At 39.8% G+C, this 23,746-nt stretch carries 18 protein-coding genes, 2 tRNA genes and 1 pseudogene; 17 read left to right on the top strand and 4 right to left on the bottom strand.

Annotated elements, in window-relative coordinates; translation table 11 throughout:
* Window positions 1-11 precede the first annotated feature (11 nt).
* Window positions 12-932 carry a bile acid:sodium symporter family protein gene (locus QZZ23_RS00195; protein WP_292466178.1) on the bottom strand — a complete coding sequence of 307 codons (921 nt, stop codon included), beginning with the start codon at window positions 930-932 and terminating at the stop codon, window positions 12-14.
* Window positions 933-1,028: 96 nt separating this feature from the next.
* Between QZZ23_RS00195 and QZZ23_RS00190 the strand changes: the two genes are divergently transcribed.
* Both QZZ23_RS00190 and QZZ23_RS00185 read left to right on the top strand, forming a co-directional pair.
* Complete coding sequence (locus tag QZZ23_RS00190) at window positions 1,029-1,703, top strand: SAM-dependent methyltransferase (protein ID WP_292466177.1); 675 nt, start codon at window positions 1,029-1,031, stop codon at window positions 1,701-1,703.
* 23 nt (window positions 1,704-1,726) lie between these two features.
* Window positions 1,727-2,323 carry a DUF2119 domain-containing protein gene (locus QZZ23_RS00185; RefSeq protein WP_292466176.1) on the top strand — a complete coding sequence of 199 codons (597 nt, stop codon included), beginning with the start codon at window positions 1,727-1,729 and terminating at the stop codon, window positions 2,321-2,323.
* A 1,297-nt stretch (window positions 2,324-3,620) separates the two neighbouring features.
* On the opposite strand, the gene thsA is transcribed toward QZZ23_RS00185, so the two are convergent.
* A complete protein-coding gene (gene thsA / locus QZZ23_RS00180; protein ID WP_292466175.1) occupies window positions 3,621-5,240 on the bottom strand; it encodes a thermosome subunit alpha in 1,620 nt (539 codons plus the stop codon).
* Between the two features lie 164 nt (window positions 5,241-5,404).
* On the opposite strand from thsA, the gene dph5 reads away from it, so the two are divergent.
* The 14 genes from dph5 (at window position 5,405) to QZZ23_RS00110 (ending at window position 19,212) form a co-directional block, all read left to right on the top strand.
* A complete protein-coding gene (gene dph5, locus QZZ23_RS00175) occupies window positions 5,405-6,208 on the top strand; it encodes a diphthine synthase (protein ID WP_292466174.1) in 804 nt (267 codons plus the stop codon).
* A gap of 62 nt (window positions 6,209-6,270) precedes the next feature.
* Window positions 6,271-8,046, top strand: coding sequence for an ATP-binding protein (locus tag QZZ23_RS00170; protein WP_292466173.1), 1,776 nt, complete (start codon window positions 6,271-6,273; stop codon window positions 8,044-8,046).
* A 31-nt stretch (window positions 8,047-8,077) separates the two neighbouring features.
* Window positions 8,078-8,359, top strand: a complete 282-nt coding sequence (locus QZZ23_RS00165) for a DUF357 domain-containing protein (RefSeq protein WP_292466206.1) — start codon at window positions 8,078-8,080, stop codon at window positions 8,357-8,359.
* Window positions 8,360-8,423: 64 nt separating this feature from the next.
* Window positions 8,424-8,765, top strand: a complete 342-nt coding sequence (locus QZZ23_RS00160; RefSeq protein ID WP_292466172.1) for a DUF555 domain-containing protein — start codon at window positions 8,424-8,426, stop codon at window positions 8,763-8,765.
* A 14-nt stretch (window positions 8,766-8,779) separates the two neighbouring features.
* On the top strand, window positions 8,780-9,679 hold the full coding sequence (locus QZZ23_RS00155) for a carbohydrate kinase family protein (RefSeq protein ID WP_292466171.1): 900 nt from the start codon (window positions 8,780-8,782) through the stop codon (window positions 9,677-9,679).
* Window positions 9,680-9,816: 137 nt separating this feature from the next.
* Window positions 9,817-11,508 carry a type II/IV secretion system ATPase subunit gene (locus QZZ23_RS00150; RefSeq protein ID WP_292466170.1) on the top strand — a complete coding sequence of 564 codons (1,692 nt, stop codon included), beginning with the start codon at window positions 9,817-9,819 and terminating at the stop codon, window positions 11,506-11,508.
* 11 nt (window positions 11,509-11,519) lie between these two features.
* Window positions 11,520-13,466, top strand: a complete 1,947-nt coding sequence (locus QZZ23_RS00145) for a type II secretion system F family protein (RefSeq protein WP_292466169.1) — start codon at window positions 11,520-11,522, stop codon at window positions 13,464-13,466.
* A gap of 7 nt (window positions 13,467-13,473) precedes the next feature.
* Window positions 13,474-15,240 carry a LamG-like jellyroll fold domain-containing protein gene (locus tag QZZ23_RS00140; protein ID WP_292466168.1) on the top strand — a complete coding sequence of 589 codons (1,767 nt, stop codon included), beginning with the start codon at window positions 13,474-13,476 and terminating at the stop codon, window positions 15,238-15,240.
* 31 nt (window positions 15,241-15,271) lie between these two features.
* Window positions 15,272-16,162, top strand: coding sequence for a hypothetical protein (locus tag QZZ23_RS00135; RefSeq protein ID WP_292466167.1), 891 nt, complete (start codon window positions 15,272-15,274; stop codon window positions 16,160-16,162).
* Between the two features lie 87 nt (window positions 16,163-16,249).
* Window positions 16,250-17,266, top strand: a complete 1,017-nt coding sequence (gene amrS, locus QZZ23_RS00130; RefSeq protein ID WP_292466166.1) for an AmmeMemoRadiSam system radical SAM enzyme — start codon at window positions 16,250-16,252, stop codon at window positions 17,264-17,266.
* Between the two features lie 265 nt (window positions 17,267-17,531).
* A tRNA-Asn gene (locus QZZ23_RS00125) sits at window positions 17,532-17,604 on the top strand.
* Between the two features lie 18 nt (window positions 17,605-17,622).
* Window positions 17,623-17,697: transfer RNA gene (locus QZZ23_RS00120), tRNA-Ile, on the top strand.
* Between the two features lie 944 nt (window positions 17,698-18,641).
* A complete protein-coding gene (locus QZZ23_RS00115; RefSeq protein ID WP_292466165.1) occupies window positions 18,642-18,872 on the top strand; it encodes a cytochrome b5 domain-containing protein in 231 nt (76 codons plus the stop codon).
* 109 nt (window positions 18,873-18,981) lie between these two features.
* Window positions 18,982-19,212, top strand: coding sequence for a ferredoxin (locus tag QZZ23_RS00110; RefSeq protein ID WP_292466164.1), 231 nt, complete (start codon window positions 18,982-18,984; stop codon window positions 19,210-19,212).
* A gap of 190 nt (window positions 19,213-19,402) precedes the next feature.
* Here QZZ23_RS00110 and QZZ23_RS00105 read toward each other — a convergent pair.
* Together QZZ23_RS00105 and QZZ23_RS00100 are read right to left on the bottom strand one after the other, a co-directional pair.
* Window positions 19,403-19,877: pseudogene (locus tag QZZ23_RS00105) on the bottom strand (hydroxylamine reductase); the annotation flags it as partial.
* 53 nt (window positions 19,878-19,930) lie between these two features.
* Window positions 19,931-22,840 (bottom strand): DEAD/DEAH box helicase, encoded by a 2,910-nt coding sequence (locus QZZ23_RS00100; RefSeq protein WP_292466163.1) that lies wholly within the window; start codon window positions 22,838-22,840, stop codon window positions 19,931-19,933.
* A gap of 323 nt (window positions 22,841-23,163) precedes the next feature.
* Between QZZ23_RS00100 and QZZ23_RS00095 the strand changes: the two genes are divergently transcribed.
* Window positions 23,164-23,706: an arginine decarboxylase, pyruvoyl-dependent gene (locus QZZ23_RS00095; RefSeq protein ID WP_292466162.1), complete on the top strand. Its 543-nt coding sequence runs from the start codon at window positions 23,164-23,166 to the stop codon at window positions 23,704-23,706.
* The last annotated feature ends 40 nt before the right edge of the window (window positions 23,707-23,746 follow it).

Genomic DNA, 23,746 nt, shown 5'->3' with positions numbered 1-23,746 from the left:
CAGTCAGCATTCTATAAACCTGTTTTGTCATCATCGGATGACCAGTATGCTGCAAGGGCAGAGCCCATTATGTTATGCCAGATACTGAACAGGGCACCCGGCAGGGCTGCAAGGGGTGAGAAGTACTTCACTGCGAGGGCAACGCTTAAACCTGAATTCTGCATGCCGACTTCAATTGCAATTGTTCTTGCATCCTTCTCATTAAGTCCTAGTGTCTTTGACAGAAAATAACCACTGGTAAATCCAAGACCGTTGTGCAGGATGACCGCAACTATCACCAGTTTTCCGGCAACAAGGATGTTCTCCCTGTTCAGAGCAATGATTATGGCGATGATAAATACAATGGTGGCTACGGATAGCGCAGGGAATGCGTGCCTGAACCGTTCAATGTGTTTATCAAAGAGTGTGTTCATTATTATTCCAAGAGCTACCGGCACAAGTACGATTTTCATGATGCTCAACATCATGCTACTTACTTCCACCGGCACTGCCTGCCCTATGTAAAACCAGGTAAGTGCAGGAGTAAGGATAAAGGCCATAATTGTGGAAACTGATGTAAGTGTAATGGAAAGTGCCACGTCTCCCTTTGCAAGGTAGCATATGACGTTTGAAGCAGTTCCACCGGGGCAGGCTCCCAGCAGTACCATTCCTGCCATAATCTCTACAGGAAGATTAAGGGCATAAGACAGGATAAAGGCAATGAGTGGCATTAGTATGTATTGCAGTGCTGTCCCAATGACAATAACTCCCGGTCTTTTGAGCACAAGCAGGAAATCGCTTGCTGTAAGGGTTATCCCCATGCCGAACATTACAACTCCCAGTAAGGGGGTAATTGCATCTTTATATGGGGAAAAAGTAGAAGGGTACGCGAAGGCTATGATGGAGAATAAGATTGCCCAGAGGGGAAAAAGTGAGGTTAATTTCTTAATCATTTTCTGTTCCTGGAAGCCAGTTTTGAAATAACTGCAACTTTTCCATATAGTTTGGAACTGATAATATAAATAGTACAGTTCCTTATTATCTGAATCATGAGATTGGATGCATACCTTGTTGAAATGGATTATTTCAAGTCAAGAGGGAGGGCAAAGACAGCCATACTTAATGGCAATGTCAAAGTTGACGGTACCATTGTCAAAAAGCCTTCCAAAGATGTCAGTGGAGATGTTGAAGTTGATGTTGAAGAGGGACTTGATATGCCCAGAGGCTATTTCAAACTCAAGAATATACAGGATTCAACAGGTATCATCGCTGAAAACGACAGAGTCCTTGACCTCGGTTCAAGCGCAGGTGGATTCCTGATGCTGGCATCTGAGATCGCTTCTGATGTAAAAGGTGTGGAGTATAGCAGAGATTTCAGGACTGAACTTGGGAAGGTAGTTCATGAGAAGGAAAATGTATCCGTCATGTTTGGCAATGTATTCCAGATACCATTAAAGGAAATGTCTCCAGAGCAAGTTGATGTGATACTCAGTGATATGACACTTGAGCCTATGGATTCTCTCTCAGCTCTAGAGAGGGTGTTACCATTACTGCGGGATAACGGCAAATTGCTTCAGGTAATCAAGATTGAGAAACAAGAGAATCGCAAACCCATTCTTGCAAAGGTTGAATCTATGGGTATGAGGATCCTGGAGGTTATGGAATCTGAAAAGCAGGAGATATATATCATTGCACAGAAAGTTGTTTCAGATGATTCTAATTAACAATTCTAGTAATTAAGATTAGCATGTCGTACAGGATACTTGGAGAGGGAAATCCCATCAGGTTGTTTGTAGCAGGCCTGCATGGCGATGAATGGAGGGATACTTCAGACATCCTTGAGAATATAGAAGCTCCTCTTAAGGGAACTCTTGCAGTTATTCCTCTTGTGAGCAGAGGTCATTATATTTCAACTCTTGATGACAGTTATTTTACAGAAATAGGGGCATCTATTATAGAGGCTGTGGAAGAACTGAACCCTGACGTTTATATTGAAATTCATTCATATTCTGTGGAAAACCTTGAAAAGCTGACCGGTGCCGAAAGACTTAATCGTATAGGTGTGCCGGCATTCAGCAAACTTGATCATGATGTGCTTCTGGGATCAGTGGCACCATATATTCGCAGGAAGTATTTTTCACAGGCTGCACTCTGCCTGACGTTTGAGATACAGAAAGAGAATGTTCTTTCAAAAGAGTATGCAACAAAGCTCATCAACAAAATGAAGGAGTTTACTTCAAGGGATGAGTTTCTTAGCTGTATGCTTGAAAAGTATCCAAAACAGGCCAGAAAGGCAATTGAAGATTACAAGAATTTCTACGGCTTGTCGGACGATGAACTCTGATTATATATGCATTTGAGATAGAGAACAGGAAAAAGCAGGATTGTGGGTAAAGAATAATTAAAATTGTTTCATGGCAGATAATATATCATGTCATAATCGAATAAAATACCAACATTGTAGTAGCAAGTGCAGTCAGCATTTGGGCAAATTTACTAAGATCTATGATGTTCTTATAGTATTGTTCTGTCATGATTTATCGTGATATACAATACATCAATAGTATATAACCGGTTTGTACATTTATCATGATTAATCATTTGTAATAACTTCTCTTCTTTTACTCTAGAAGGGATTCAAATTGAGGTCAAAGACCGAACGGTCTTCAAGTCTCTTTGTGTACCTATCTAATAAAAAGAAAAGTCTTGTGACTATTCAGAACGAATTGCAGAGAATAAATTACAGAAAAAAGCAGGATTGGAAGAAAAAGAATAATAATTAAAATAGTCTCATGGCAGATAACAAATCATGCCATGATCGAATGGAATACCATCGTGGCAGCAGCAAGGGCAGTCAATATTCCGGCAAATTTACTGAGATCTATGTTGTTGTTGTAGTAATGTTCTGTCATGATTTATCATGATATACAAGTAATACATACTATATATACATTTTGTTTATTTATCATGATTAATCATCGTGTATATGGTATATTATGGATGATGATTTCTCCGCATATTTAATCACTTTTATGTTATCAGGGCAAAATACAAATTACAAGTACAAATGTGAAAAAACTAATTAGAGCAAATGTAAAAAATACAAAAAAGAAGTGATTAAAGAGGTTTAATACTCTTTGAAGATATTCGAAGCAGGCTTGAAAAGCTATTGACGACTATAAGAACTTCTATGGCTTATCAGATGGTGAACTCTGATGATTTAAATAATCTCAAAAATAAAAAATAGTAGTATGATTGGAGGAAAAGAACAATTAAAAACTTCTCATGGCAGAGTTTCAGATCATGCCATGAGGGAGTAATATACCATCGTGGCAGCAGTAAGGACAGTCAACATTCCGGCAAATTTACTGAGATCTATGTTATTGTTGTAGTAGTGTTCTGTCATGATTTATCATGATATAAAAGTAACACATACTATATATACGTTTTGTTTATTTGTCATGATTAATCATCTTAAACATGTGCATATCTATAAACTAGGCTCATGTTAGAATATAACCTCACAAATTAGACTATCAGAATCAATGATCCACTTAAGTCATGCTTTGAAAACAGCAATTCAAATAAATGATTATTAAAAAAAAAGAAATGATAAAGAGGATCTAACCTCTTTACATCATTTAGTCCACATCGTAATTGTTGGGGTTGTACTCGGGCTTTACGTCCATCATGGACTGTTCCCTTGCACGAAGCATATCGTCAACACGAAGAACTACAACCGCTGCTTCTGATGCCGATTTGATTGCCTGTGTCTTGACTATGAGAGGGTCAACAATACCTCTTTCAAGCATGTCTACGATATCTCCCGTCTCAACATCTAGGCCTGCATTCTTTACAGTTCCGTGTTTTGCACGCAGGTTAATAATTGTGTCAATTGTATCGAAACCGCAGTTTCCGGCAATAGCTTTTGGAAGCTCTTCAATAGCTTCTGCAAATGCAATAATTGCGAGCTGTTCACGGCCTTCAACTGATGACGCATAGTTTCTCAGTTCCTGTGAAACTTCTATCTCGGATGCCCCGCCTCCTGGCACTATTTTTCCATCTTCGAAGACTGATTTTACAACATGAAGTGCATCATCGAAAACACGTTCAATATTATCGGTGACATGCTCTGACCCGCCCTTTATTATGATGGTCATGGTTTTTGCACTCTTGAAGCCCTTAATATAGGTCTTCTCTTCATGTTCATCTTCCTGCTCTACAAGTTCTGCATATCCGAGGTCACTAGCTGTAATCTCGTTTACATTTCTTACAAGAGCTGCACCAGTAGAGTATGAAAGGACTTCCATGTCCTCATCTTTGACACGTCTTGTAGCATACATGTTTGCTTCTTTGAAGAAATGGAGTGCATAGTCATCTATTTTCTTGGAACAGAATACTACATTAGCGCCTGTATCAATTATCTTCTGGATGGCTTTCCTGAAGTTTGCTTTCTCTTGCTCTTTAAAGTCAGCCAATTGTTCCGCGCGGTCGACATGAAGCTTGGATTTTGTGCTTGTCTGGGCGAAAGTAAGCTCTGTGTCGATAAGTGCTATCTTTGCATTCTCGATACGGCGTGGCATTTCATTGTGAAGTGCTTCCTTTCTGATAGAGATACCGTTTATAAGTTCAGTATCATGAATAGTTCCGCCTACTTCCTTTGCCAGTACGATGTCTTTGTCAACGTCAACCTGTCCCTCATGTTCAATTCCGTATATTGCATCCACACAGATCTTTGCAAGCTGTTCCCCTGCCATTTCTGATGCTTTTCCGGTGATGGAGGTGTTTGCAATATTTTCAAGCATTTTCCTGTCGGTCTTGTCCACAGTGACTGCATAATCGTTGAGAACTTTCAGAGCTTTCTCTGTTGCCATCGTGTAGCCTTTTACAAGGACAGTTGGATGAATACCATTTTCTATGAGTTTTTGTGCTTTCTCAAGCAATGCACCTGCTAAAACCACTGCGCTGGTTGTTCCGTCACCTGCAATCTTTTCCTGGGTTTTAGCAATCTCTACAATCATTCTTGCAGTGGGGTGTTCAATATCCATTTCATCAAGAATTGTTGCACCGTCATTTGTAAGGGTTATGTCTCCCATGATGTTAACAAGCATCTTGTCCATACCTTTTGGACCAAGGGTTGTTTTCACAATACCTGCAACTGCTTGTGCAGAAGCTATATTCATTGACAATGCATCTTTTCCTGTAGTGCGCTGTTTGCTTGGATCAACGATGATTAAGGGTTGATTACCATATCCTGCCATGACTTTGAACCTCCAATAGTATAGTAATGTAATTTATCAGTATAATATATGAGTGAAACTAACTGTGTGTGGTTCTATAAAAACATTACGAGTCTGATCTCCTCTTAGTATCACACTGTTTTCATTCTCAAAGCATTTAAGCCATAAAGACATATGTGCGGATTATGCTCACTTTCATAGGACTTGGCCTTTTCGATGAGAATGATATCTCTTTGAAAGGACTTGAAGCTATAAAAAATGCTGATATGGTATTTGCTGAATTCTACACATCCAGATTGATGGGTAGTACTGTAGAAGAACTTGAAAAGCTCTATGGCAAAACAGTTCATATACTTTCCAGGGAATATGTAGAAATATCTCCCGACTGGCTTGCTGAGGCAAAGGAAAAAAATGTAGCTTTCCTGACAGGCGGAGACACCATGGTTTCCACAACCCATGTTGACCTTCGACTTCGTGCAAAAGACCTAGGCATTGAAACAAAGCTCATACACGGGGCTTCCATTGCTTCAGCCATCTGTGGACTTTCAGGACTTCAGAACTATCGTTTTGGAAAAGCATCAACTGTTCCCCACCCTTACACCAGCAGTCGTGGGAATACTATAATCTCCGAAACACCTTATGATACTATTAAGCTTAACAAGGAACACAATATGCATACCCTTATTTTCTTGGACATCGACAAGGAAAAGGGATACATGACCGTTAACCAAGCACTCCGTCTCCTTCTGGAGATTGAGGACCGGCGGGGAGAAGGTATCATGGACAATGCCATTGTTGTAGGGATTGCCAGGGCGGGGTCGGATGAACCTGTGGTAAAAGCCGGGTATGCACATATTTTGCTGGAAGAGAATTTTGGTGAACCTTTACACATACTGGTGGTTCCGGCAACATTACATTTTATTGAAGCAGAGGCTCTTGTCAAGTTGTTAGGTGCGCCTCAGCAAATTCTTGATGAACTTGATGACTGAGGGAAGATATAATAATACATAATAAACATAATACTAAAGAATATGTATTTGAGGGATGAAAAATGGTAAGAGGTTCAGTAGGTGTAATTTTTGGAGAAACAGGAACCTTTGAATTTAAGGTAATGGTTTTTGATAGTTCCAAAGTGTATAGGGGTGCATATGTCAAAGTCTGGCATGATGCGTCCACAGAAGAAAAAGATCACACATGGGTTCTTGGCCAGGTAATGGCAATTAAGAGGTACAGCGATTCGTTTTCCATTGAAGAAGCGATGAAAGGTCAACGTGTTGATAAAAGTGATGATAAGATAGTTGCCGAGATTATGATAATTGGTTCAAGGGATGAAATCGGAATGCTCAGGGCACCTGTTATCCCGTTCAGTCCGGGAAGTCCTATATTTGCAGCGGATGAAGGACTAATAAGGACAGTACTTGGACTTACAGGCAACGAAATGAACATCGGTCTGCTTGAAGGTACGGGTATTAAAGTACAGCTCAGTGTTAACAGTCTTGTGCAGAAGCACTGCAGTATACTTGCAAAGACAGGTAGTGGTAAATCTTATACAGCTTCTGTTCTGCTTGAAGAATTGCTTGATCAGAATATTCCACTTCTTATTATAGACCCACATAGTGAGTACTCATCTTTAAAAGTTGAAGGAGAGGGAAGTGCAGAAGATTTCTCACGTTTCGGAGTAAAAGCAAAAGGTTATGGGGCCAGTGTAAAGGTCTACACACCTGCAAGCAAGTCACTAAATCCGGATGCAGATGAACTTTTCAGATTGAATGGAATGAATCTCACGGTTAAGGATCTGACATCTATTTTCCCTGATAACTTCTCTACAACACATACCGGAATATTGTACGAGGCTATACAGAAAGTGCGTACTGAGATGGAGACATACACCATCGAGGACATAATATTTGAAGTCGGTAACGATAAAAGCAAAGCCAAATGGAATGTGATCAATGTCCTTGAACAGATAAGGGATACAGGTATTCTGTCTCCAAATCCTACATCCATCGAGGAATTGTTCCAGAAAGGAAAGGCATCTGTAATTGATTTTAAAGGAGTGGCACCTGATCTGCAAAGTATGATCGTTGCAAGCCTGTGTTCAAGTCTTTTTGAGGCACGTAAGCTTAACCGCATTCCTCCGGGTATGCTGGTTGTAGAAGAGGCCCACAACTATGCACCAGAAAAAGGATTCAGTAAGACCACAAGTACTGATATTCTCAGGACCATAGCATCTGAAGGGAGAAAGTTCGGTCTTGGTATGATGGTGATTTCCCAGAGACCTGCAAGGATAGATAAGAACGTACTTTCACAATGTGGCACTCAGGTCATCATGAAAGTCACAAATCCAAATGACCTTAAGGCTATAAGCAAGGGTCTTGAAGGCGTGACGTCCTATGTGGAAGAGGAGCTCATGCGCCTTCCACCTGGTGTTGCAATGCTGGTAAGCAATGAAATTGAAAGGCCAGTACTTGTAGATGTCAGGGTAAGAAAGTCCAAACACGGCGGTGAATCTGTGAATGTTCTTAAAGCTGCAAGGACCGTAACAGTTCCACCACCACCTGTGATGGTGACCGAGGAGCATGAACCATCAGTTCCTATTCCTGTTCGAAGGGAAGTGCCACTGGTTATTGCGTCTGATATTGTTCAGGAACACGATGTCATGGTAGATGTACCAGTTATGGATGTACCAGTTATGGATGTACCCGGTGCTGGCCCAGGTCTTACTCCTCCTCCAAAGAGAAAACCTTCAAGAGTACCTCGAAATGAAGGTGAAAGTGAAGGTGGCGGTAAGCTTTTCAAGAAGTTATTTGGTAGAACAAACGATTAAGCATGTGTACTTTGAGGTAAATGAGGGTATTATGGCTGCTGACCTGAATGAAAAAGTTAAGAGATATGAGCGACTATTAAGAGAAGCCCTCGAAAAAGCTAAATATGCTCCTATCCCTCAATCACATATGTACACAGTCGCCGGTGACTATCATAATATGGCAAGTTCGTACTATAATGATGGTCTTCACTTCATTGAAACGGATGATCCTGTCAATGCACTTGTCTGTTTCAGTTACGGACATGCGTGGCTTGATGCAGGAGCAAGACTTGGCCTTTTTGATGTTGATGACGATGTGTTATTTACTATATAGGCAGACTATAGACAAATTCACTTAAAAATTGAAGAAGAAATGAAGTATAAATCGGAGAGATCTAATGTCAAATTATCATGTTACACTTGAAGCCGCCTGGTTGGTAAGAGACGTAAAAACAGCAGATGACGCAATAGGCGTTGCAATTTCAGAGGCTGGAAAGCGCCTCAATCCCAAACTCGATTACGTTGAAGTTGATGTAGGATCAACATTCTGTCCTGCATGTGAAGAACCTTTCAGCAGTGTATTCATTGCTGCAAACACTGCAATTGTAGGTCTTGTCCTTGAGATGAAGGTATTTGATGCAGAAAGTTCGGAACATGCAGCCAGAATTGCAAAATCCGTAATTGGAAGAGCATTAAGGGATGTTCCTCTTGCTGTTGTAGATGTTGATGAATTCGAGTAAAGGATGTATCGGACATGGATAGGACGATCACTGTTGTAGGACATGCCGCTATAGACCTGCTCTTTGATGTGGAGAATATTGCGGTTCACAATGAGTCGCACCCTATTATCGACTATAACCAGTATTACGGGGGGGGAGCTGCAAATATTGCCATTGCTATTGCCATACTTGGCGGCAATGCCCAGCTTATATCGGCGGTAGGTGGAGATTTTGCCTCATCAGGTTATGAGGCAGAACTTGAAAAGTACAGTGTAGACCTTTCCTTGCTTTACAGTTTCTCTGGGGAGAAGAGTACCAGAGCCTTTGTGTTCACTGATAGGGACCACCAGCAGAGTACCTATTTTCACTGGGGTGCATCTGCAAAGTTAAAGGAACTGGAACCTCCAGAAGTGGATTTTGTGCATCTTGCAACTTCAGACTCAACTTATAATGCAAGAATAGCTAAAAAGGCAAAATTCGTTTCTTTTGATCCAGGACAAGATCTTGTGACATACTCTAAGGAAAACCTTGAGAGCATCCTTGAGAACACCAATATTCTTTTTACAAACAAACATGAGATACAGCGTGTTTGTGACATGACAGGTAAGTCACTCGATGATATACTGGATATGATCGAGACAGTTGTTGTTACATATGATGCCAGTGGCAGCAAGGTTTACAACAATGGAAATGAGATTATGATCCCTGTGGTTCCTGTAAAAGCACTCGATCCTACAGGTGCGGGTGATGCTTACAGAGCAGGTTTCCTGCTAGCATACACACGCAATTATCCTCTGGATGCCTGTGGTAAAATAGGATCTACAGTTGCATCATTTGCTGTTCAGAACATTGGTTGTCAGACAGATCTTCCTGTCTGGGATGTTATGATGGCAAGGTATGAAAAGAATTTTGGTAAGTTTCCTGTGATCGGCTGATTTTGGGATTCTGCTTTCTCATTCTTATTTTTTTGATTATTTTAATTTCAGACAATGATTATCGGTGTCTGGTTATTGTTTATTATAATAATGTAATATCAAAGGTTTTTTATATACATAGGATTATATATTAGTCGATGATGGAATCTGGTTCAGTTATTAAAAATGCAGAAAAAACAACAACTAGTGAACTATCTGCTAATGATGGCAAAGAGCTATCAAAATTATCTGTCCTTATTGATAGTATCAAACACGGAATTCACCACATAAGGCATCCACGTACAAAGCTTCCTGAGTATGATCTGGAGTTACATGGTCCTCTTGTTGAATTTGAAATTCCTGAAGGTTTCAGGGAAGTCGAGCGTTATTGGGTAAATGAGCCTTATTCATTTATTTCCATCCTTGAGAGAGGTAATATATACCAATATTATGTTGCTGAACCGATGCTAACACTATATGAGAAAGATATTCTTGAAAGAGTATATGATGATCTGCAGGATATACTGAGCCTTGGTGGTGTGACTACAACAAGGGATAAGGAAATAGTCCTGATGGAAAATGCACTTACGCTTTTTAACAGGTATCATGCAAGTCTTGAAATGCCTTCCACTTTCCGTATTCTTTATTACCTGAAGCGCAATTACCTGGGGCATGATCGTATTAATTCACTCATGCTTGATCCCAATATAGAGGATATTTCATGTGATGGTATAAATGTCCCTGTTTTCATGTATCATAATAAATACCGTAATATAAAAACAAACATTTCCTTTGCGGAAGAAAAACTTAATTCTCTTGTAATAAAACTCTGTCAGAAAAGTGGAAAACATATTTCTATAGGTGAGCCGATGGTGGATGCCACTCTTCCAGATGGTTCCCGTTTGCAGGCAACCCTTGGAACAGAGATAACTACAAGGGGGAGTTCGTTCACAATCAGGAAGTTCAGGGGAGATCCTATCACTCCTATAGATCTTATCAATTTCAATACATGCAACGTTGAAATGATGGCATATTTCTGGTTGGCTATTGAAAACGGAGATTGTGCCATATTTGCAGGAGGTACGGCATCAGGTAAAACTTCACTTCTTAATGCTGTATCGCTTTTTATTCCACCGCTATCCAAGGTTGTATCTATCGAGGATACACGGGAATTGACATTGCACCATGATAACTGGATAGCAGGTGTCACCCGTAAACCTCTTAATATTAATGCAATCGGGGAAATATCCATGTATGACTTATTGCGTTCAGCTTTAAGACAAAGACCTGAATACATACTTGTGGGAGAGGTCAGGGGTGAAGAGGCACTGACTCTTTTCCAGGCAATCTCCACCGGCCATGCAACTTACTCTACCATGCATGCAGGTGATGTGCAGACAGTTATTAACAGGCTTGACAGTCCTCCATTGAATGTACCTCATGTCATGCTTCAGTCGCTGGATATACTCAGCATACAAGTGCAGACAATTGTGGACAATAAGAGAGTGCGCAGAACCCATAGTCTTGTGGAATTCACGGGAATAGACACAAAGACAGGATTCATACGTATTAATGAACTCTACAGGTGGGACCCACTTATAGACAGTTATGTTCGCAATGGGGATTCATATACTCTCAATAAGGTCATGACTGCAAGAGGCTGGGACAGGAAAAGACTCTCGGATGAGCTGAATCAAAGAGAGCGTGTTCTTCAGTACCTCTGTGAAAAGGACATGCGAGACTATGTGCGGATATCTCTGGTAGTCCAGGCATATGATGCAAACCCGGAAAATGTTCTTGAAGCTGTCGAAAACGACACTCTGGAAATAATGATAGGACAGAACTTGTAGGTGTACGTCAAATGGATATCATCGATTCTGCTGCGCATCTTATCTTTGGTAAATATGTAAGGAAACATATTAGCAGATATGAAAACCAGAGATCAATGATAAGAAAGGCAGGTATGGGTATCCTGATCGAACAATACATTGCCCAGATCTACTTTCTTTCCCTTTTAATGGCTTTTTTGGCTGGCATTACGGGATTATTTGCAGGATATTTCTTTTTAGGTGATATAAGGCCTTATATGCTGGGTTTTGACTATGTTTATCCCTTTATTGAAGCCCATTTTCATCTGTTTGTAAGTGCTTTTTTGGCTTTTATTTTTTCCATAATAGCGGCGTATCTTACCTACTACATATTTATGTCAATACCTGAAGTGCAGGCTAATGTCAAAGGCACTCTCATAAATCATTCTCTTCCACATGCTACTGCATATCTTTATGCAATGAGTCGTGGTGGGGGAATGAATCTCATTGACATAATGAAATCATTGTCGGATAACTACTATATTTATGGTGCATCTGCAGAAGAAATAGGATTCATTGTAAAAGACATGGAGTACTACGGAACCGATCTTTTAGATGCAATTAACAGGGCAGGACAAAGGACCCCCTCCAAAAAATTCAAGGATTTTCTTGACGGGCTTACATCTATTGTTACCAGCGGTGGAGATATTAGTTCTTATCTCAAGGCAAAAAATGATCAATATCGACTGACAGCTACTAAAGAACAGAAGATATTCTTTGAAACACTTGGAGTGCTGGCTGAAGTATATATTTCAGCATTTGTTGCAGGTCCTCTTTTTCTTATTACAATACTTGTGGTGCTTGGACTTGTAAATCCGAGTTCTGCAAGTATTCTTGACTTTATAGTATACATTGCGATTCCCATAGGAACAGTCATTTTCCTAATACTTCTTAATTCACTGACTAATGATAATCCTAAAATACCTGACTATTATATGGTGGAGAAAAAACTGGATACTTTTTCCCATGTGCCCATAAAGGAAGGGGATAAAAATGAAGAACAGAAAAGGAAATACGTAAGATATTATGCAATCATCATTAAAACAATGGACAAAGTCCTGCATCCCTTAAGTCTGTTTATAGGTCATCCTTCATATGTATTTTTTATTACGATTCCTCTGGCAGCATTTTATGCTATTTTTACAATAGGAGATTACCTAAGTATTACAGATCTTCTTTACTTTAACAATTTTAATGCAGTGACGGCGAATGCTATTGATGATCATATATTTATTATTCTGCTGATCCTGTTGGTCCCTTTTATTATATTCGATGAACTGCGAACTTACAGAGTAAAGCAGATTGAATCAAATATTCCAGATTTCCTTAATAATCTTGCAAGTATAAATGAGGCCGGAATTCTTCTTGTTGACGCAATTGTCATGAGTATGCAGTTAAGGATTGGAGTACTTCATTCCGAGGTAAAACGTCTTGTGAATGATATCTCGTGGGGATCTAAACTGGACGATGCATTGAAGAAATTCGAATATAGAATTCGTACTGAGATGACAAGGCGAATTATCACTCTTATTATTAAAGCTAATGAAGCAACCAGTGACATTAAAACTGTTCTGACAATAGCAGCACATGATGCTGATATACAGAGGCAGCTTAAGAAAGAACGTAATGCAGAGATGTTTGTTTATGTTTTCATCATCTACATTTCGTATATGGTCTTCCTTTTCATTGTTTATATACTCGCGGCTTATTTTCTTCCGGCAATGCCGGAATCCACAGAAAATGCATTTGCAGGGGCATCTTTAATGATTGATTTTGATCTTGATGCGTATATATTGTTATTTTTCCATGCTGCTATGATACAGGGATTCTGTTCCGGCCTGGTTGCAGGCAAAATGGGAAGCGGGACAATCCAGTCAGGGCTCAAACATTCTGTTATGATGATGTCTATATCTTATCTGTTATTCACGGTATTAATTTGAGGCAAAAATGAAAACACGAACCTCTGCATTCATTCAAGACAACAATGCGGTTTCCGATCTTATAGGGGAGGTCTTGATGACAGCTATAGCTGTACTTGCATTTTCAGTAATTGCTGTGTTTGTGTTCTCTTACATTGGAACAGATGAAAAAGTGCATGCAAACATCGATGGCTGGGTGGATGTTGGCTCTGATACAATCTACCTGAGGCATTCCGGCGGGGAAAATATTGATCTCAACAATATGCAAATACTTCTTAACCTGAATGGTACGCGCAGGGAACTATCATCATCCCAGTTGATGCAGATATTCGGAGACAATAGCTGGCATCTGGGGGAAGCGATGAGAATTGATACGGATATCATGTGGAACACAACGATCAATGAAAATGATTATGTAGGTATGATACTTTTGGAGACTGATTCCAGGATTATTGTTGAAAGCGTTTCACTTCTTGGAGATGAATTTGGAATGACTTCTTGTACCGGATACGGTTCTGGTGAATACTCCACGGACGGAAATCTCTCATGGTGGAAATTCAATGAGAACTCAGGCAATACTGCCATAGATTCTATTGGCGGATATGATGGGAATATTTTCCAGGCAGGATGGACAACGGGGATCAATGGAAGTGCACTGGAATTTGATGGTACTAATGATTATGTTATGGTCAATGAGCAAATTATCAATGACTATCCATTCACTATTAGTGCATGGATAAAAACGAAATCTTCTGGTTCTAACAAGGCTATAGTTAACCTTGCAGATCCGAGTCTGCCAAACTCATATTATGGAATCGATATGCGTTCGAATGGAAAGGTTAGGCTGATAGCGAGAAACACTAACAACAGAGTTATAACAGGAGATAGTATCAACGATGGTGAATGGCATAATCTTGTTGCGGTATTCAATTCCTCCATTGACAGGAAACTCTATTTAGATGGTATCATAAATGGAACTCATACTACTGCGGTCACATTCAATAACGGTACTGATAGATGGTCTGTGGGAAGGTGGGGGGACAGTTCTCCGTCTGCGTACTTTGACGGGGCTATTGATGAGGTAAGGCTTTGGGACAGTGCACTTGATGCTTCCGAAATCTTGCAGTTTTATGAGGCTTATGTTATAGGGCCAGAACCACCAGCAACAGATGTTCAGATCCCTGTTTCAAGATGGAAGTTTAATGAGAATTTCGGTTCAGTTGCTTATGATAGCGTCGGAACGAACGATGCACAGTTAGTCAATGCACAGTGGAGTAATACCGCTATAAACGGAACTGCAATTATGTTTGATGGCAACAGTGACTACCTTAGAGTCAGTGATGACAATTCACTTGACTTTGATCAGAATATGAGTATTTTGTTCTGGCTGAGGCTGACTACAAATAATGATGCTACAGTAATTGGAAAAGGACTTAATGACCTGGATAATTTCGAACTTTTTGTCAGTGGAGGAGAACTCTATTTTGAATGGGCTAACAGTGCTTCAAATTTTGTACAGACGACTGGAATGGGCCTGCAGACCAATACTTGGTACCAGATAGGTGTGGCTGTTGACGAAACGAATGTACATTTCTATAAGGACGGCACGTTCGTAGAATTTCACTCTATGACTGGTGTCCCTTTGATTTCGAACAACAATGAACTCTGGATGGGCAGGCAGAACGACGGCAGCAATAATTTTTATATGCAAGGATACCTTGACGAGGTAGAAATATACAATGTCACCCTGTCAGGATCAGACATTGCAGACTACTACACACGGACAAATCCGTAAAGCAGGTATAAAATAAGGGTGGATTATGAAAATGATGACTAAAAGGCTGTTGTCTTCTGAAAGTGCGATTTCAACTGTAGTTTCTGCTGTGCTTGCCCTTGGTATACTTGTATCTATCATCACTGTTGTAAACGTGCAGTATATTCCGGAGTGGAAAACCGCCGCTGAACAATCCCACATGGATGATGTTTTTTATGATATGGCAGAGATGAAAAATGAGGTGGATATACTCTCGGCGTATGCAAGGATAGAACCTTCCACAAGTCTTTCAGTAGGCATACCCATAAAAATGGGCGGCGGAAGTTTACCTGTATTCAGTCTGGGAAAGTCCGGAGGAAGGTTGGCAATAAATGAAGGTACTTTTAATATGCATATTCTAGCAACAACTCCGGGCCTTAACTACAATAGTGATTCTGCACTTCTTAATCTGGGAACTGTCAGTTATATGTCTAACAACAATTATTTCGTCGACCAGAAATACGTGTATGAGGGTGGATCCATAATCATTTCACAAAGCAATTATTCACTTATGCGTCTTACACCCCCGATAGATATGGAAATAACTGATAGTGGTACCAATATTACCATGAATATTAATGCCATAGATATAAATGGTCCTAAAAAAAGTATCAGTAGTAATGATGTGGAAGAACTGAATCTAAGGACTAACGGATCTGATTCCTTGTATTGGGAGAGCATACTTTTCACAGATATGACAATGACTCTAGAAACGTCGTATCCGTCTTCGTGGGCATCATTTTTGGAGACAATAGCAAATGATGCAGGTATTGATTCTGCGGATTATTCAGTAACTTCAAATGAGACGGCAGTTGTATTTTACCTTGAAGGGAATGCTGGGGAAGATATAAAGCTCAATGTGGCAAAGACTCTTTTTGATGCAAGATTGAACTTGTTGGTCTGAGCACCGGTTCAGGCCTCGTATTTTGAACAGCCTCTTTTTAGGCTTAAGTTCATCAATGATGAAGTTACATTTTTATTGGGGCTTTTAATGATAAGGGAAGCGATGCTTTATGAACGACTTGATGATGGAAAGGTGCAGTGTAAACTTTGCAGTCACAGGTGCAGGATATCTCTTGGAAAAAGAGGCTTTTGTGCTGTGAGGGAAAACAGGAATGGGATTCTTTATACTCTTAACTACAATGTTGTTTCCAGCGAGGCACTTGATCCTATAGAGAAAAAGCCACTATTTCATTTTTATCCCGGTTCGCTTGTTTATTCACTCGGGACGATAGGCTGTAATTTCAGATGTAGGCATTGCCAGAATTGGACTATATCTCAAATTGATATTGATCAGGCCAGTGCCATTGAGATGAGTGCAGAAAGAGCTGTTCAAAAGGCTTTGGCTTCAGGAGCAAGATCCATTGCGTGGACCTATAATGAGCCAACAATATGGTTTGAGTATACTTACGACTGTGCCAGACTGGCAAAGGAAGCCGGGCTGGGGACTGTATATGTGACCAATGGGTACATCACCAGAGAAGGATTGGAGCTGATAGCTCCGTACCTGGATGCTTTCAGGGTTGATATTAAGGCGTTTACGGATGAGTTCTACAGGGAAATTACGGGTGCAAAGCTGACTCCTGTCCTTGAGTCTGCAAAGTTTGCACGGAAATTGGGTATACATGTTGAAGTTGTGAATCTCATTATACCAACTCTTAATGATTCTCCTGATGAAATTCGGGAAATGTCAGTTTGGATACGTGATAATCTTGGTGCTGATACTCCTGTTCATTTTACTCGGTTCCATCCATATTATAAACTGCAGGATATTTCATCCACACCATTGGTAACTCTTGAAAAGGCATATGAGATCGCAAAAGAAGAGGGTCTGAAATATGTTTACCTGGGAAACGTTCCGGGAACTGAGTATGAGAATACATTCTGTCCTCAATGTGGGGAGCTACTTATTAAAAGAGGAATGTTCAGCATTGAGCTGGATAAAGTGTCTGACAGACATGCCTGCCCGCGCTGTGGGGAGCATATTAGCATTATATCCGGGCAATAATGTTGAGTATGCGGAAGGTCTGATGCATTCGATACTATTCAAAATATTAGCTATGTAACTATCCCTGGTTACTGTATATATACGTGTGGTGTATTTGCACCCCTATGTTTCTACTGGAACGTATATATCAAAGCATATATAATACTCATAATTATGATGTGAGTTTTGAACATGTCTGAAAATGGGGGTGAACGGTCGTTACAATCAAAAGGTTTAAAAGCAATAACTGCATTAGAGGAATTCGCGCCTAAGCGCCACGCCGAGAGCCGCAATAACTCAGTTGGTAGAGTGTCTGGCTGTTAACCAGAATGTCACAGGTTCGAGCCCTGTTTGCGGCGCTTCATATTTTTCGCGTTGGGCCTGTAGCTTAGCCAGGTTAGAGCGCTCGGCTCATAACCGAGCGGCCACCGGTTCGAATCCGGTTAGGCCCACTTTAAAACTTTAGATTTTTATCTTCTAATAACGATTTTTGAGCATTACTTACAAAAAAGTCACACATGTTTCAGTCATTTTACTTTCAACTCAAAGGATGAACTTTCAACTTAGTTTTCATTAGTTTTGACTAAATGTTGTGATAATGATTGATATTAATCTATTTTGAGATAACCTATCTCACCAGGTGATGAAGGAGTATGATTGTAACAAGAGCCAATCGGTGGTTTTCATTGCAGTGTATTACTTAAAAATGCAAAACAATTTCAGGAAGAAACACGTTGAGGAGACTGCTGGATTTGTAATCGAGAAACAGAAGCTGAAGAAGCTGGTTTAAAGGTTCGGATTAGATGCTTTGCGCTTTAATGAGGGATTATAGTTATCTCCAAAAAAACAAATCCTTTAAAAATTTTCACAACATTGAAACCAAAAATGTTTAATAGTATATAAAGTAAGTTTTACCTACACAGGCGAATTGTCTTTCTATCCGACAAAAATAGTAATTATATAGACTCTGTAGAATACCTCTCAAAATCACAATCAATTGGATAAAATTGCCGAATCTGATCGACATTGACCAGTACATAGTAAATTATTGTTAATGTTGATGTTCTTCTTAATATCGAGGATTTCTACAGAGTCTAAGTAATACCAACTGAAATGATAGTGGTTAAAACAGTTTTACTAATATTCTTTGTAAACGTGGACACGGCAAATTCTAACCATAAAGTTTACAGAACTATTAGATGAATATAAAATGGTTCTGACAATATTGAAAGAATATATTTAATATATGAAAATGGGCATAGAAATGATCAATTATTGTTTTCGATATGGTGTATGACCATCATGTATTGAAAGGTATATGGTGAAATATATATCTGTTCAACCCCTTAATCATTAATCAGAAAAAATACAAGATGAACAAACGGGTGTGATATTTGTGAGAAAATTCAACAGAGAGGAACTTTTAAAGTATGATGGCAAACAGAACAAAGAAATATATATTGCCTGTTTTGGGAAAGTGTATGATGTAACTGAGAGTGGTTCATGGGCAGACGGAGAACACTATGACCATGAGGGTGGTCTTGATCTTACCGAGCTAATGGATGAATCTCCACATGGAGAAGAGGTTTTTGAAGGCTATGAAATCGTTGGATCTCTTGTTGATTAAAACGTTTAGTTGTTTATTGTTATGTAACATATATATATTCATAAATAAAGACTAATCGTTGATTTATTATGCCTGTTGTATGGCAAATAGTGAAAATAGGAGTTTAATTATGGCAGATAAAACAAACAAAATTTCTGAAAATGTTTCAGGATTATTTTATGTAGATGATCAATGTATTGGATGTCGCCTATGCACAACTGCAGCACCAAACAATTTTAAGATGAATGATAACGAATCAACTGCATATGTCTACAAACAGCCGGAAAATAATGAAGAAACGCACGACTGTGAAAGTGCACTAGATGAATGTCCTGTTGATGCAATTGGTAATGATGGCTAACATATTCTCGATTTTTTGTTGGTTTGAAAGGTTTTATAGAGCCGGTCTTTAATTCTTATTTTATTCTATTTCTTACGACTCTGGAACCAGAATGTAAACCCAATTATCGCAGCAATCGGAAGAGCAATTGCTGGGGTCGATACTTTTATTTGAAACGTCTTCAATATTCCCTCGTGTCCATTTTTTATGGTTATTTCAAGAGCCTCTCCATATCCTCTTCTGCAGTTGTATTCGGTGTTATGTTGAACTTATTCACCAACACATTGAGAACATTGGGTGAAATAAATGCCAGCAGCTTTGGACCAAGGGTAATATCCTGTATTCCAAGCCTTAGGAGGGTAAGCAACACAAGGACTGTTTTTTGTTCGTACCATGCGATATTGTACGAGATTGGTGCTTCGTTAACATCTATAAATCCAAGTCTGATCACAAGTCCTCGTGCAGTGATGATCAATGAAAATGAATCATTGCACTGTCCTGCATCAAGCACCCTTGGAAATTCATCAATGTCCTCCAGATTGAGTTTATTGTAGCGATATTTTGCACATGTCGGTAAGCATGACGATATCTTTAGGTAATGACTCTGCGAAATCTGTGTAATACTGCCTGTCTTTGTGACGTCCGTCACAGCCTGCCATGACAATAAACTTCTTAATCTTGCCTGAATATTGATAGATTCTACAAGTCATTTTTAATTAGAGTATTGATATGATCACTTTTATTGATCTGATTTGCCATTTGTTACGTCATGAGAAATTCCTATCATCACGTCCTGCCCCTTCCATTTACTTCTCGTGAACCTTATAGCTACTGAAATTAGCGATTTATCTTTAGCTATTAGTGGAAAGGTAAAATATGAAAACATTCCTTCTATTATATCAAAAAAAGTTTTTGCAGCTTTTAAATATAGTTTATAAGGTATGATTGAAATTATGTTAGTCCCCAAAAGCTCTTCTTTCGAATATCCCAATCTTGTTGGAACTGCTGAGTTGTAATTGATAATGCAGCCTTCTAGATCAACTATAAATAAGAAATCTTCTAGTGACTCAAAAATACCCAGGAGATCATTATTATTATTTTTAAGTTCTATTTCGAAAATCGTACGATTAATGAATCCCCCAATTTGGGAAGCAATATTTTCAAGAGAGTTTTGAGAATCAGTTGAAACCTCATTTTGGTTGTGAGACATGAGTTTAAGCAGAGCAATAACTTCGTCTCCACGTTTTACCGGGACAAGTGCTGTAACATTTAATTTTTCATTTGCTGACTCTGTAGCAGTCATAGCACATATTTCTGAATGGTTTTTGTAGACAGGCTTACCAATCATGACCATTTTTGTTAACAAAGAGTTTGCACCGTAATGTGATACCTTCGCTACATATTCAGAAGATAATCCCTTATGCACTACAATATCCAGATTGCCTGTAGATGTATCAACAATATACAGACAACCAGAATCGAATGGATCTATCTGGAGAGTCAGTTCCAGCATCTCAACTATTTTACCATAACCACTTTCAGCATAGCCAACTCCACCGGGATGTCCGTCATACACGAATATTCCGCTGTTCCCTGAGAGGTCATCGTGCTCCGGTGTGGAAACACCACCTACGTCGTTTCTGTCAGCCAGCAGGTGTAGTGGGTACATTGCTATCATGGCATGTTCAATGGCGTGGATACCGCCTGCAAAATCACGTTCATGTTCATTTACCATTTCGGTGAACAAGTAAGGTAATTCGAGCCAGAGGGCTTCTGTCTCCAGCCTGAACTCTGGCATATCTAAAGATAACTGTCCAAGTTCAGTATCTGTCCGCTGCTGGAATTTTTTATATCCGGTAACCTGCTGGGTAACGTCCACATCCCCAAAGCCCACTTTCACATCGGGGAATGTTGGCAGAGCCTTTGTTTCGACAACTTCTTTGATGACTATGTCCGACGATACCAGAGACTTTGTGTAATAACCATCCCTTGCTACCTCAACATGTATCTCCTTCTTTTCATGGTTTTGTTTTGTAACACAGTAAGGAGTACCTTTGTTGATGTAAACCGCACCTTCGAAAGCTTCTCTGTAGGCACGAAGCTTTTCTATATCCTTTTCAAGTGGTTTCCTGCTTGTCTTCTCAATTATTGTGTAGTTATCATTGTCAATACTGCGAATAGATACCTTCATATGTGGATTAGGGTCCAATGATCTCTTTTCATTAAGTCCTTCCAGTAAGCCTTCTTCTTCAAGTACTTTTACTATGGTCTCAAACTCAAAACCAAAATGCTCGCTGTCCTCAGTTCTCAATGGTAGTTCTTTTGCAGCACATAACAAATGAACTGCCTGTATGTAGCGGTTAGAGACATTGATCACCGCTTCCTCACATTTTCTCCTGAAGAAGTCTTCGGGATTTCTCATGTAGTATTGGTCAAGTGCATTGGAATCTGCAACGAGGGTGACTATACTTTCCCGTCTTCCGCGGCCTGCCCTTCCTGCCTGTTGCCTTGCACTCATGATAGTTCCCGGAAAACCATCCATAATACATGCATCAAGTCCTCCGATATCTATTCCAAGTTCAAGTGCATTGGTGGAGATTACACCATCGATATTCCCCTGTGAAAGGTCTTTCTCAATTGCTTCACGTTCATTACCATGATATCCTCCACGGTAAGGGCTTATTTTTTTATCCACCCCCCTGCTGGCAAGTGTGTTCTTTGCCTGGACATACATCCTCTCCACCTTCTGTCTTGACCTTGCAAAAACAATGGTTTGAAGGTCGTTTTGCACAAAGGTGGTGAAAAGGTCTACAGTCTCCCCGAAACTGGCTTTTCTCTGAGTGAATTTCCTTGAATTGGCATAAAGCGGAGGATTCCAGAAAACGAATTTTTGTGCACTCTGGCCCGAACTGTCATTGTCGATTAGGGTGACATCTTTTCCTGTAAGTGAAGAACTATGTTCTACCGGATTTCCGATGGTTGCAGTACAGCAAATGTATTGTGGATTTGAACCATAATGCTCACAAACGCGGTTCAATCTTCTGAGGAGGTTTGCCATGTGACTTCCCATAACGCCGGTATATGAATGGCTCTCGTCTAATATTATAAAATTGAGATTTGAAAGGAAATGTTTCCATTGATGCTTCCATTGCAGGAAACTTAAATGAAGCATTTCCGGATTTGTAAAAATTATCTTGGTATTTCCGTATTTCACAGCATCTTTTTCAGCCTTGCTCATGGAACCAACAAATCTGTCGATGTTCACATTTAGTCCCATTGTCTGGCTCAGTTTTCTGAAGGTCTCAAGCTGGTCATTAACAAGAGCATTGAGGGGAGAGATGTAAAGTGCTGTTGCATGTGGTTCTTCAAGAAGTCGCTCAAAGACAGGCAGCATGTAGCACATAGATTTACCACTTGCAGTGCTGGTGGAAAGCACGATATTCTTCTTTTCCCTTGCGATTTCAACAGCATCAGCCTGGTGGATGTAGAGTTGCTCAATTCCGTTTTCCCTTAAAGCATATCTGATAAGAGGGTTCAGCTCTATATCCTTGTATCCTGCTTCCCTTGTGGGCACGTCCTCAATATGGGTAATCTGCCCTTCATATTTTCTCGAAGATTTTATTTTATCGATCAGCTGGGGAATTTCCATTTTTCGCTAGCTCCGCTGGCTATTACGTAGCTCATCCTTTAAAGACTATATTCTGGCTTCAAATCCGATTGTTGCTATGGGCCGACAACAGTTTCAATTAGAAGTAAGCCCGTAATTCTTCTTAAATATCCATGCTGACTACGAGCTTCCTTTTTTAAAATCATTTGACTGGCTATGGAATTTGATCTGCGCATAATGTTCTTATATGAGGATGCAATTTTCTGTCATGTCGTGAAATAGAGTGATCAGTTTATGTGCAAAATCACGGAAAACGATAAATTTATGGAAATTCCGATAATATAACAAATAAAGTGATGATAAAAATGGTTCCAAAAAGTTGTTTTTTGACTAAAGGTGTTGGTATACACAAGGACAGGTTGGCATCTTTTGAATTGGCATTGCGCGAGGCGCAAATTGAGAAATACAACCTTGTTACTGTTTCCAGCATACTTCCGCCTAATTGCAAACTTGTGCCCAGGGAAGAGGGGATCAAGCAACTACCAGCGGGAGAGATCGTACATTGTGTTCTTGCAAAGAATGATACAAATGAACCGCACAGACTTGTATCGGCAGCTGTTGGAACAGCAGTTCCTGTTAATGAGAGCAACTATGGTTACATCTCTGAACACCATACTTATGGTGAGGATGAATTCACAGCAGGAGAATATGCTGAAGATCTGGCGGCAACAATGCTTGCAACTACCCTGGGAATCGAGTTTGATGCAGATTGTGCATGGCATGAGAGGGAACAGGTCTACAAAACAAGCGGGCACATAATAGACACAACCCATTATTGTCAGACGGCATATGGTGATAAAGAAGGTAAGTGGACAACCGTTATAGCCGCAATGGTTTTCGTTGAGTGAAATAAATGAAGGTTTATTTTTATTTTATTTTTTGATATTA

The sequence above is a fragment of the Methanolobus sp. genome, from assembly GCF_016278385.1.
In the GTDB taxonomy this organism is placed as follows: Archaea; Halobacteriota; Methanosarcinia; order Methanosarcinales; family Methanosarcinaceae; genus Methanolobus.
The sequence above is the reverse complement of the archived record's forward strand: the minus strand, read 5'-3'. Positions and strand labels throughout refer to the sequence as shown.